The sequence below is a fragment of the Ruoffia sp. FAM 26254 genome, from assembly GCF_045528545.1.
GTDB lineage: Bacteria > Bacillota > Bacilli > Lactobacillales > Aerococcaceae > Ruoffia > Ruoffia halotolerans.
Map to the genome: position 1 here is coordinate 79,156 of NZ_JBGQQY010000002.1, position 12,199 is coordinate 91,354.

General features: G+C 36.1%; 16 protein-coding genes. All 16 read right to left on the reverse strand.

Features of this window, described 5'->3' with window-relative positions; genetic code table 11:
* Window positions 1-169 precede the first annotated feature (169 nt).
* Complete coding sequence (gene rpmF, locus ACEN3Z_RS01160) at window positions 170-352, reverse strand: 50S ribosomal protein L32 (protein WP_138404853.1); 183 nt, start codon at window positions 350-352, stop codon at window positions 170-172.
* 29 nt (window positions 353-381) lie between these two features.
* Window positions 382-933, reverse strand: coding sequence for a YceD family protein (locus ACEN3Z_RS01165; protein ID WP_407089231.1), 552 nt, complete (start codon window positions 931-933; stop codon window positions 382-384).
* Window positions 934-1,024: 91 nt separating this feature from the next.
* Complete coding sequence (locus ACEN3Z_RS01170; protein WP_407089233.1) at window positions 1,025-2,197, reverse strand: nucleotidyltransferase family protein; 1,173 nt, start codon at window positions 2,195-2,197, stop codon at window positions 1,025-1,027.
* 20 nt (window positions 2,198-2,217) lie between these two features.
* Window positions 2,218-2,967, reverse strand: a complete 750-nt coding sequence (locus ACEN3Z_RS01175; RefSeq protein WP_407089234.1) for a class I SAM-dependent DNA methyltransferase — start codon at window positions 2,965-2,967, stop codon at window positions 2,218-2,220.
* Window positions 2,967-3,353, reverse strand: a complete 387-nt coding sequence (gene rsfS, locus ACEN3Z_RS01180) for a ribosome silencing factor (RefSeq protein WP_407089271.1) — start codon at window positions 3,351-3,353, stop codon at window positions 2,967-2,969. Before rsfS ends, ACEN3Z_RS01175 begins: the two co-directional genes overlap by 1 nt.
* Window positions 3,329-3,937: a bis(5'-nucleosyl)-tetraphosphatase (symmetrical) YqeK gene (yqeK, locus tag ACEN3Z_RS01185; protein WP_407089235.1), complete on the reverse strand. Its 609-nt coding sequence runs from the start codon at window positions 3,935-3,937 to the stop codon at window positions 3,329-3,331. The genes rsfS and yqeK overlap by 25 nt, the downstream gene beginning before the upstream one ends.
* 17 nt (window positions 3,938-3,954) lie before the next feature.
* Window positions 3,955-4,638 carry a nicotinate-nucleotide adenylyltransferase gene (locus ACEN3Z_RS01190; protein WP_407089236.1) on the reverse strand — a complete coding sequence of 228 codons (684 nt, stop codon included), beginning with the start codon at window positions 4,636-4,638 and terminating at the stop codon, window positions 3,955-3,957.
* Window positions 4,639-4,651: 13 nt separating this feature from the next.
* Window positions 4,652-4,969, reverse strand: a complete 318-nt coding sequence (gene yhbY, locus ACEN3Z_RS01195; RefSeq protein WP_407089237.1) for a ribosome assembly RNA-binding protein YhbY — start codon at window positions 4,967-4,969, stop codon at window positions 4,652-4,654.
* A 15-nt stretch (window positions 4,970-4,984) separates the two neighbouring features.
* Window positions 4,985-6,106 (reverse strand): ribosome biogenesis GTPase YqeH, encoded by a 1,122-nt coding sequence (yqeH, locus tag ACEN3Z_RS01200; protein WP_407089238.1) that lies wholly within the window; start codon window positions 6,104-6,106, stop codon window positions 4,985-4,987.
* Window positions 6,099-6,623 carry a YqeG family HAD IIIA-type phosphatase gene (locus ACEN3Z_RS01205; RefSeq protein WP_407089239.1) on the reverse strand — a complete coding sequence of 175 codons (525 nt, stop codon included), beginning with the start codon at window positions 6,621-6,623 and terminating at the stop codon, window positions 6,099-6,101. Before ACEN3Z_RS01205 ends, yqeH begins: the two co-directional genes overlap by 8 nt.
* Before the next feature lie 214 nt (window positions 6,624-6,837).
* A complete protein-coding gene (locus tag ACEN3Z_RS01210) occupies window positions 6,838-7,068 on the reverse strand; it encodes a YkuJ family protein (protein WP_138404844.1) in 231 nt (76 codons plus the stop codon).
* 162 nt (window positions 7,069-7,230) lie between these two features.
* A complete protein-coding gene (locus ACEN3Z_RS01215; protein ID WP_407089240.1) occupies window positions 7,231-8,427 on the reverse strand; it encodes a glycosyltransferase family 4 protein in 1,197 nt (398 codons plus the stop codon).
* 100 nt (window positions 8,428-8,527) lie between these two features.
* Window positions 8,528-9,061, reverse strand: coding sequence for a biotin transporter BioY (locus ACEN3Z_RS01220; protein ID WP_407089241.1), 534 nt, complete (start codon window positions 9,059-9,061; stop codon window positions 8,528-8,530).
* Window positions 9,062-10,066, reverse strand: coding sequence for a biotin--[acetyl-CoA-carboxylase] ligase (locus ACEN3Z_RS01225; RefSeq protein WP_138404842.1), 1,005 nt, complete (start codon window positions 10,064-10,066; stop codon window positions 9,062-9,064). It lies immediately after the preceding gene.
* Between the two features lie 98 nt (window positions 10,067-10,164).
* The gene (gene ptsP, locus ACEN3Z_RS01230) at window positions 10,165-11,889 is read right to left on the reverse strand and encodes a phosphoenolpyruvate--protein phosphotransferase (protein ID WP_407089242.1); all 1,725 of its coding nucleotides are present in this window, start codon (window positions 11,887-11,889) and stop codon (window positions 10,165-10,167) included.
* On the reverse strand, window positions 11,889-12,155 hold the full coding sequence (locus ACEN3Z_RS01235) for a phosphocarrier protein HPr (RefSeq protein ID WP_138404840.1): 267 nt from the start codon (window positions 12,153-12,155) through the stop codon (window positions 11,889-11,891). The genes ptsP and ACEN3Z_RS01235 overlap by 1 nt, the downstream gene beginning before the upstream one ends.
* Window positions 12,156-12,199: the final 44 nt, after the last annotated feature.

Consider the following 12,199-nt stretch of genomic DNA (forward strand, 5'->3'; position numbering starts at 1 on the left):
CTATCCACAGTGCTTATAAATATAGTTTAACAAGCCATTGTAAATACAATGTAAATTCTATGTAAATGTTACGTAAACTTTACAAAGTTTCATAAATACAGTGTTTTTATACTATTCTGAATTTAAAGCAAAAAAAATAGAGCTAATCAAAAAGATTAGCTCAACAAAATTATTCAGCTGTATTAGATACAACTTCTTTTCCATCGTAGTGTCCACATGATGAACATACACGGTGGCTTAATTTTAATTCTCCACAGTTAGCACAAGTATTCATTCCTGGTACTTGTAACTTGTAGTGTGTACGACGTGCTCTTTTCTTTGCTTTTGATGTTTTACGTTTAGGTACTGCCATTCTCTACACCTCCTAGTTGATGTTTGAGGTTATTCTTCCTCATCTTCGTTATCTAATAGCGTTTTTAAGGCTGCAAAGCGAGGATCAACCGTTTCGGCTTTCTCTTCCGCTAAGTTTTGCTCGTATTCTTCTTCGGTGACGACTGTCCAATCATTACCCGACGGTAAATCTCCGTCTTCTTCTCCTGGTTTCAATACTCTTGTAGGTATATTAATCGCGATGTTATCAGTCACTGCTGCATCTAAATCAATATAATCATACTGAAGTACAATCGTAGTCTCTTCATATTCCCCGACGTTTCCATCATATTCCTCATACACATAACGTTCGCTAATTGGAATGTTTAAGTGTAATGATACTGGTTCTAATGATCTCGATGACGGCACCGTCAGTCGAGTATCGATTTGACCATGAAGAATGATATCTTCATTAGAAGGTACGAAATATCCGTTTACAATCACTGATTCCACATCTAAGATTGAAGGGTTTCGCTCCATGAGCTGTTCTTTTATATCTAAAGATTCTTCAAAATTAATCATATCATCAGGATGATCTTTTAATTGGCGGATTGTCCATTTCATCTATTATCACCTCTAAAACGACAAGATTTATTATATTGAAGTTTACAATTCTTGTCAAGATTATTTTAATATTAACACGATTCCTTTTCAATTAATAGTGAATTGGGAATCTTCCAGTGTTTTGTTGCATTATTCTATGTTTTGGATTGAGTGAAAAGACTGTATCCGCACGTAAATTTAATTGATAATTTTGTGCGTTGTCTTGAGTCAAATTACTAAATAATTTTAATCCAGTTTGGTTTCGCTTCATCTTAAGTACTTTTCTTCCTACATCTGTGTAACCTAACACTCGAATAGTCAGCTCTTCATTATTTAAATCAATGCTTTCCTGCCATTCCTTATTTGTTATATTCAACAAAATCATCATTAGCTTTCTTTGGATGGATGCTTTCGTCCATCTTTTAGATGTGAGTGCATCAATTAAAGATTCAAAATTACTAGTTTCCAAAATTTGCTGATAAATATAATGTTCAACACCATAATCAATGCCTTGATATTGAGTTAAGCGTTCAGCACTTTGACTTTGTACTTGGTACTTTAGTAAATCATAATAATCAGCAAGTTGCACGTTTGGATGACTCACTAGTTTTTGAAACATCCGCTTAGGTACAGTATCCTCGGTGACTAATTGTTGACGATTCAATTCTCTTATTTGGCTGCCACTTAAGACTTCTTGCATATTTTCATTGTGTTTAATTCTAGAAATAGCTATAACATCCATCTTAGAATTTAATTGCTTCAATGCCTTAATGTATTGAATCCCTAATAAATGATTCGGTGAGTCTGTTAAAAGTTTCGCCTTTTCAGAAGAGTTATCTATAGCTTCTAAAGCAGATTGATAACTCGCTGCATAAGAATAGCCGTCGTTGAGATAAGTTTTAACACTTCTATCGATTGCTTCTTCGTTCTCAACTAACCAATCAACATAAGAATTCAAGGCTTCGTAGGTAGCAGATTCTGTTCCAAAAACAAGCTGATCTGAACCTAATAATTCTAGTGTCTTAACCGCCCAATACGCGAAGTAATCCGCTGCTTGTAAACTTGCTAAGAGTGGTAACTCTAAGACGAGGTCAGCACCGTATTCCAATGCAATCTCAGCTCTTTGCCATTTATCAATTACAGCAAATTCTCCGCGTTGAACAACATTTCCACTCATCAATACAACGAGCGCATCTGCCGAAGTTCTTTGCTTCATTTGTTCTAATTGATATTGGTGGCCAAGATGGAAAGGATTATATTCGGCAATGACTGAAACAAGCTTCATCTTATAACACTCCCCAACTCTTACTTACTACATCTAAAGAACCAACGGTCTGCCTCTTCATCTGTTCTCTTGTCATAATATTTACTTCCGTAATCAACAAACACTTCAATCTTATCCGGTTGAAAGCCTGCTTCAATTAAAGCATCCATATACTTCTCTAATGGGAAAGTTTGCTCTTGAAGTTCAACATCGACACGTTCAAACTGCGCCCCCTCAACTTGTCTATAGACAGTCAAGTAATGCTCAACGCTAAGTGATTCAGCATCACTGGCGCTTTCCCAAATTAAAGTTGCTGACTCGTCTTGATCAAAGTATTCAAAGTCAGAAAAGACATCCGTCATTTGATACGGTGTCCAAACATCAAACAATAACGTTCCTTGCTCAGACAAAGTGCGATACATCCCTTTAAACGCCTCTTTAATGGCCTCGTAGTCGTTTAGAAAGCATAGCGAATCCAAGTAACAAGTAACCAAGTCAAAGCCCCTTAAATCCGCTGACAAACGCGTCATATCACCATACTTGAATTCAACATTCGGTAAATTAACTACTTCTTGACGTGCAACCTCTAACATATCCTCATCAATATCAATCCCAGTGACTGAATCAACGAAAGGGATCATCAGTTGCGTAAACCAACCTGTTCCACAGGCGATGTCTAACATTTTTTTAGGCTTACGATCTAAACTATTTAAAGTATAGTCAACCCAATATTCATACACAGATAGATCATTGAATCGATCATATACATCTGCTATTTGGCTGAAACTCATTATTCTGAGATCCAGTCGCTAACGTCAACTAATGGTGCATCTTGCCAGATTTTTTCTAAGTTGTAATTTGCACGTTCAGAATAGTTGAATACATGAATAATAATATCATTCATATCAATTAATACCCATTTACCACCGTTTTTACCTTCAACGTTTTTCAATTCGAAATTATTCTCATCAATCACGCTAGTAATTTCATTAACGATTGCTGATAATTGACGGTCATTTTTAGCATCCATCACGACAAAGTACTCTGCTAATGGTGTCAATTGTGCGACGTCTAAGACCATGATGTCATGTGCTAAACGATCATCTGCGGCGCGTACAATTACTTCTAATTTTTCTTTTGTGTTTATAATAATTAACCCTCCTGTTTTTTTGCCCAGTGGTTATAAATAACCACACTTTCAACATATACTTTCTTATTCGTTTCAACAAGATGTTTGATTGTTTCTCTCATCTTGTAAAAGACAACTGCATCCAAATCTGTTTCGGCTAATTTTCTAGCTTCAGCCACCCCATCAAAGTTGCGACCAGGTTCAATATAATCTGCCACAAAGAGTAATTTGCTCAGTAAGCTCATTTCCTTAGCACCTATCGTGTGTTGTGCAATGGCATGAATGATTTCATCGTCTAACACACTATATTTCGCACGCGCTAATTCTGCCGCAGCTAGGCCGTGCCATACTGCTTCGTTCGCAACTCTTAAGGGCTCATACGGTGCATACATTGTCGCAAGTTGATACATCTTTTCGTCTGAATAATCTTTACAATGATCATGCATTAAAGCAGAGATACTCACTTTTTCTATATCTTTGTAATCATATTGTCCTGCTAATTCTAAGGCTGTTTCTTCAACACGAAGAACATGCTTAAATCTTTTTGGTTTGAGTTCTTCTTTAAGATTATTAAGTAGTTCTTCTCGTGTCACATTTATATAATCTTTAGTGTATAGGATTTCTGATACCAAACTCTTGCCTTCTTTCTTTAATCCATCTCATAAAGTCTGTGTTCTTGGATATAAGCTGACACTTTACTTGGAACCTGATAGCGGATTGATTGTTCTAAGTATACTCTGAGTCGTATCTCGGTTGAACTCAATTCAATCAAAGGTGAATCGACCCAAAGAATAGGATATTGACCTTGGTAAGGGAATTCACCCGGACGTCTGACTCCAACTAATTGAACTAATTGAACTAATTCATCAATTTGCTTCCAAGTTGACAAATCGTTCGCGCTATCCGAACCGATAATGAAATAAAAATCAGATTCTGGATAAGTCTCAACGAAATGTCTCATTGTATCGACAGTATAATTCACGCCACCACGATGAATTTCATAAGGTTGAACTTTGAATAGTGGATTGTTTTCAATTGCTAATTGAATCATTTGAACACGATGTTGTGAAGCAATTGTTGTCTTTCCAGGTGCATGAGGCGGTTTCGCTGTAGGCATAAACCAAACTTCATCTAATTCCAATTGGTTCCCAACTTGTTCTGCCATTAATAAATGACCGAGATGAGGTGGATTAAATGTTCCACCTAAAATACCAATCCGTTTACGCTCATCTCCCGATGAATCCGGAGTAAATTGGCTCAGAATAATCGGTTCGAGTGCTTCTTCAATTGACATAAACTCTTGCGCATTTAATGTGCCATTTGAAATACCCATTCTACACGTCCCCTTAGCTTAATCGATTTACTTGTTGACTGATTTCCTGATGTTTTTCTTTTGATGATGGACGGTATAATATCGCTGTACTTCCGATTGTTTGAATAATAACACCACCGATTTCATCCGCAATTTTGTTAGCAACGTCATCTAAATCTTCATCACTGTTTTGTAAGATGACAAATTTAATTAATTCACGCTTTTCAATTGCGTTGTCCACTTGCTCGATAAATACATCTGTTAATCCTAATTTCCCCATCTGGAAAAGAGGTTTTAAATTATGCGAGTATTTACGCAAAAATTTTGTTTGTGCTTTGTTTAATGTAATCATATTAATTCCCTTCGTTTAAATAATTGCTGTACGTTTAGATACGCTAATTTCTTTAGGTAGCCAAACTTTTATTTCTGCTTTTGCATTTACTGTTAACCAACCTAAACCTGTGATACTAATGTCTTGGGTTGGGTCGAGTGTGAATGTTTGTTCTTCCAGCTCTGGATACTCATCTACATAATCCTTGCTTGGTGGTGTTAACATCTCACCAACATGTTTCTGATACAACTCATCTGCATTCTCAGTTTTAGTCCGATGTAAGTACAGATCAGTTGAAACGTAAAAAGTCATCGCTGTCTTTTCAACTTCTGATTGAACGAGATCCACTCGCCCCACACCGGCTAAAAAGATTGTTTGTCCTTCGTTTAATTGGAAGGTTTTTGGTTTGATAGGTTTATTTGGTAACACTTTTTGGTTGTCAGAACGACTTAAATGATGTGCTAATTGAGTACGACGGATGATACCTGGTGTATCAATGATAGCATGTGCATCCGTTAATGGAATTTGAATTAAATCCAACGTTGTACCAGGATGGTTTGACGTTGTAATCACTTCTTTATCTCCACCGTAGTAACCAATCAATTGATTAATCAATGTTGATTTTCCAACGTTCGTCACCCCTACGATATAAACATTGCGATCGCTAATCACTTCTTCAATCTTCTCAGCTAAAGAATAAATCCCCGCGCGCTTTGTCCCGTAAGTTAATACGATATCTTCAGGATACAAACCATGACGGTTTACTGTTTGTCTTATCCAATCTTTTACTTTTGATTTACGCGTTACTTTAGGAAGTAAATCAAATTTGTTTGCTGCAATGATAAATGGTTGGTTCCCGATAAATCGATGTAAACCAGAGATTAAACTTCCTTCAACATCAAAGATATCTACGACTAATACAACAAAGGCATCATCATTAGCAATTTCACCCAATTTATTTAAGAATACATCATCATCAATATCTAAATCTTGTAATTGATTGTAATGTCTTAGTTTAAAACAACGTTGGCAGTAAAATTCACCTTTTTCAATTCCTTTATTTAACGCAGATTGTGGTAAGTAACCTATCTCATCTGGATTCTCTGTTTGAATGGTTGCCCCGCAACCGATACATTGAAATGTTTCTTGCTCACTCAAGCGTATTCCCCCAATCACCTGTTCGGTCTATGCCGACGATTTTAAATGCTAGCTTTTCTAACATACGATTAATTATTGTATATATATTGTCATTTGGTGCAATCGGTTTGACTAAGATACTCTTAAGATGATTACGATTCGCACCAATCACATCTGTCATAACTTGATCTCCAATAACAGCGACATTCTCCTTAGGTACTTGTAAATCCTCGATAGCAAGTACAAAATGCTTTCTGCGTGGTTTTAAAGCACTAGAAGTAAACCTTAACTCTAATGGTTCTGCTACTTTAAGTACTCGATCATAGTTGTTGTTTGATAAGAGATAAATACCAATCCCTGCGTCTTTAAATCTTGTTAACCATTCAGCCATCTCTTCAGTATGCTCCCACTGATTCCACGCAATAAGCGTATTATCTAAGTCGCATATGATTGCTTTAATATCATGTCTCAATAAATCATCTGGCTTAATTGCGTAAATTGAATTGATGGTCCAGGTTGGAGTCAATAATTTTTTCATATAGTCCCCTTTTAAATTCTTATATTGTCTTTGATATTATAACATATTATTCCAACATACTATAATAACATATTAAATCAGAGTACTGAACACTATTTGATCACATTGACAAATAAAACCTCTATCTAACAAAAAAATAATCCTAATAAATTATTACTTCATGTTATAAATCTATAACATTGAATAATTTATTGGGATTATTTGCTGAGTTTAATTAACCTAATAATTCGTAAATTTCAATTGCTACTAAATCGATATCGTCGAAACGGTAAGTTGTTCCTCGTTGACTATCTGATAATTCGAATGCTTTATCATCTGCATGATAAGTTACTTGGCATTTTTCAACACCATCTAATTCAAAACGGCGAACCTCTGGTTCACTATTATTAGCATTTACCATTGCTTCTAAGCGTTGGATAATACCTGTCAAAACTGAAGTTTTCATAGTTGATTCCTTTCGTTAACAGAATTGCTCAATATGTGAGCAGCAAAACTAAACTAGGTTAGTTTTTCAATATAGTATATGTTAACAAAATGCATTGAAATTGCAAGAAGTTACATAAACTATTTTTGATTCATTCTTATTTTTCTACATCTACTGCATAAGTTACATATTACTCCACGGTTCTTTAATCTCACTTAACATTCTATCAAAGAAATTTGATCGTGACTGATCTGTGTTTTGAATGATATTATCATAGAACGCATAAACATTCTCTGCAAAGCGTTCAGCAGAGATACTTTCTAATGATTCAGGATTAATATTCTCAATTTCACCCGCGTACTTCTTGTTTAAATATTTAACGATGGCTTCTGATAATGACCCATTCGGTGCATAGAGTTGTCCGAATTCTCCTGTTTGAATAATTAAGTTTAAGTAATCATTTTCTTTCGCCACAATTGGCAATCGATTCGCGATTGACTCTAAGTATGTTAAACCTTGGGACTCCGATTCACTCGCATTTATGTATAAATCAGCCATTTGGTAATATTGATTGACTTCATTATGTGAAATTTCACCTATGAAGTGAACATTCTCCAATTCATATCCTTTAGCAATGGTTTCTAGAGTCTCTCGGTAAGGTCCGTCTCCAACTATGACTAAATGAGCCGCTGGATACGCTTCTTGAACCGCCGGGAATGCCATAATAACCTCGTCTAAAGACTTCTCTTTCGATAAGCGCGATAATGATAGTAATACCGGTGCATCATGTGGTATATTCAATTTCTTACGGGTCATCGCACGATAATTTTCGTTGAATTCTGGTAAAAGAACGCCTGTGGGAATAATGCGCATCGGCGATTCAACACCATAGTCTTTTAACGTTGCGTAAGTTAATTCACTTGGTGTAATCACTCCGTCTGCTTGTCCACAGAATACTTTTGAAAACCAACGTACGTGCTGTCGTTTAATTAAACGCCCATCCCAAATGTAGTGAGTGTAATTTTCATACATCGTATGATAAGTATGAATCGTTGGAATTTTTAATCGACTTGCAACATATTTACCTGCTAAACCTAAGCTAAATTCTGTATGTGTATGGATTATATCTAAGTCATATTCTCTTGATATCTTTACGCATCGATCTAAACCACCAAAAGCTATTCGGCGATCTTCAAAACTCGCAAAAGGTATACTTGGTAATCTAACTACGCCATTTTCTGGTCGTGCTTCTGGATCTGTTGTTGTAAATATTATGACTTCATGGCCAACTTTTCTTAACTGATCACAAAGTATCTTGATTGAAGTCGACACTCCACTTACTTGTGGAAAATATGTGTCAGTAAACATGCCAATTCGCATCAAATACCCCTCTCGACTATAATTTCTCATACAAATTATAGTACTTTTTAAAGTGTAGACTTATTGTATCACAAGGTATTTTCAATGTGTAGATTTACATTTATAAGATGCGTTGAAGTCTTTTATAGATAAAGATTGCTAAGAGCGCTTTAAATATATCTCCTGGTATAAAAGGTATCAACCCTAGTTGTAAAACATGCATAAAGCCAGTTTCAATATCTAATACGTTTCGAAAGATAATATACATGTAACTTAAACCAATTATATATAAAATAACCGTTCCAATTAATGTGATACCAATAAGTTTCGAATTTGTTTCAGGTTTCAATCGTTGTTTGAGATAACTAATAATAAAACTCGCTGGAATAAAACCAATCACAAACCCAAAGGATGGCGATATGAATGATCCAAACCCTCCAGTTCCACCACTAAATACAGGCAGTCCGAATAGTCCAATAACTAAATAAATTAACGTCGTTAATCCCGCGTATTTCGCTGGTAATACTAAACCTATCATTAATATTGCAAATGTTTGTAATGTTAATGGGACCGGACCAAAAGGAATGGTTAGTTGTGAACATATAATTAGTAAAGCTAGCATTAAAGCCATTTGTGTCAATTGTCTTGTTTTCATTTAGTTTCCTCCCTTAGCAAACTGACTACTTGATAAATGAATTTCTTGTCCGAATAATTCTTCCATCTCACCTGAAGGCAACTCCACAATTAAGTGACCTTCTTCGTTTATTCCGCGTATGATACCATGTCTTTCCTCAGCTTTAACGGAATACGTCACAGGTTTGTTAATCCCTAATAGATGAGTCGAATAGTAAGGTAAATATTCTTTCTTATCAATCTCTTTAATATAAGTGAGGAGGCGATAGACGTAAGTTGAGAGTAATACATTTAAGTTTAGTTCTTTAGGTAACTCACTCCCATACAAGGTTCCTGCAACACCTTGTGTCATCTCATCAGCTTCATCGAAGTCACCTGCTAGATTCAGCCCTAAACCTATAACTACCGATGTAATCTGGCCACTTTCGATATCACTGATTGCTTCACATAGAATCCCGCTGACTTTTTTTCCTTCATAAAATAAATCATTAACCCATTTAATATCAATGACTTTCCCAGTGACTTCCTCAATCGCTTCTGACATCGCTGTAGCCGTTGCAATCGTGAATAATGGAATATGTTCTGGTCGTGTTTGGTTAACAGGAACGAGTAAAGATGAGTAGAGTCCTTCTTTTATAGTAGAATGAAAGCTCTTACCGTATCGACCTCTTCCTTTCGTTTGCTTTCTTGAGATCACATACTTACCTTCGTTCGGATGGTTAGCTGCATGTACTTTTGCGACATCATTCGTTGAAGTGACTTCATCATAAAGTGTGATTTTTAAGTCTGCTCCATGTTCGCCTAGTAATAAACTTATTTGTTCTGGATCAATACTTTTCGTACTTTGAATGTATTGATAACCTTTTCTTGGGATACTTTGGATCACATAACCTTGTTCCCGTAATTCTTCAATTGCTTTCCAAACAGCACTTCGTGTCACTGCAAATTCAGTGGCTAATTCTTGACCTGAATGGACTGTACTGTTTCCTTCAGATAATTTCTTTAATAATTTATTTTTTAATGTCATCTTTTACTCCTTTGGTCAACCATATATAATATATGGTTGACGTATAGTGAATAATAAAATCCTAGGCTAAGTAAATAACCTAGGATGCTATATTAAATTTATTTTATTGCTTCTTCAACTAATGCGACTACTTCTTCAGATGATGTACATTCATTAATTGCTTTTTCAGCCAATGCTTGCATATCAGTTAAGTTTAAACGTCTCACTAAACTACGTGTTTTTAATACACTTGAAGCACTCATAGAGAACTCATCTAAGCCTAAACCAAGTAATAATGGTACAGCCGTTTGATCTCCTGCCATCTCACCACACATACCTGTCCATTTACCTTCAGCGTGTGAAGCATCAATCACGTTCTTAATTAAACGTAGAATTGATGGGTTATATGGTTGGTATAAGTAAGAGACACGTTCATTCATACGGTCTGCTGCCATTGAATATTGAATTAAGTCGTTTGTTCCGATACTGAAGAAGTCAACTTCTTTGGCGAATTGATCCGCTAACATTGCTGCTGCAGGAATTTCAACCATAATACCAATTTGAATATCTTCTGAAACTTCTACACCTTCAGATAATAATTCTTCTTTAACTTCTAGTAAGAATGATTTTGCTTCACGGAATTCTTGTAAAGTGGCAATCATCGGGAACATAATACGTAACTTACCATGTACAGATGCACGTAATAAAGCACGTAATTGAGTTTTGAACATATCTTTCTTGTCTAACGAGATACGAATTGCTCGGTATCCTAAGAATGGGTTCATCTCTTCTGGCAATTCTAAGTATGGTAACTCTTTGTCTCCACCAATATCCATCGTACGAACAACAACTGCTTTACCATCCATTGCTTCTAGCACTTCACGGTATGCGTCGTATTGTTCGTCTTCAGTTGGGAAGTCAGAAGAATCCATATATAAGAACTCAGTACGGTATAAACCAATCGCTTCGGCACCATTCTCAAGAACAGCCGTCACGTCTTTAGGAGTACCAATGTTGGCAGCGAGTTCAACTGCGTGGCCATCTTTAGTTTCTGATGGCGAATCCACAAGTTTAGCCCATTCTGCTTTTTGTTCTTCAAAAGCTTGTGCTTTTTCTTCGTATTCTTTCACTTGTTCTTCTGTCGGATCAACAATAATGTGACCTTCCATTGCGTCAACGATAACTAAATCGCCATCTTTAACTTGAGATACAATTGAGTTTGTACCAACAATTGCTGGAATCTCTAAAGAACGCGCCATGATTGCCGAGTGAGAAGTACGTCCACCAATATTTGTAACGAACGCTTTCACAAACTGCTTGTTTAATTGAGCAGTATCACTTGGTGTTAAATCATGAGCAATAATAACAACTTCTTCGCTAATTGTCGCTGGGCTAGGTAATTTAACGCCTAATAATGCAGCAAGAATACGTTTTGAAACGTCTTTAACGTCTGCAGCACGTTCTTGCATATAAGCGTTATCTTCCATGGCACTAAACATTTGAATGAACATATCACTCACGTCGCCTAATGCAGCTTCAGCGTTGATTCCTTCGCTCGAAACTTTTTCTCTTACTTGCCCAGTAAATTCTGGGTCAGATAAGAACATTAAGTGAGCATCGAAGACTTGTGCTTCTTCTTCACCTAATGATTTTTCAGCAATTGAGCGAATTTGTGTGATTTCAGCTGTCGCTTGTTCAACCGCTTTATCAAAGCGAACTGCTTCTGCTTCAGCATCTTCCACTGTAGTGCGATCAAAAGTTAAATCTGGTTCTGTTAATAGATACACTGGTGCAATTGAAATACCATCACTAGCAGCAATCCCAGTAACTTCGATTTTTGTCATTATGCAGATAATCCTTCGTTTTTCATTGTCTCTGCAACAGCTTCAATGGCTTCTTTTTCGTCGTCACCTTCAGCAGTGATTACAACATCAGCACCTTGCCCAACACCTAAAGACATAACCCCCATGATAGACTTAAGGTTAACTGATTTACCTTTATACTCTAAGTTAATGTCTGAAGCAAATTTACTTGCAGTTTGCACCAATAATGTCGCGGGACGTGCGTGAATCCCAGTCTCAGCAATTACGTTAAATTCTTTCTTTTCCATTCGAAAAATCTCCTTTATAAATGAAATTTTAATACGAGTTTCAA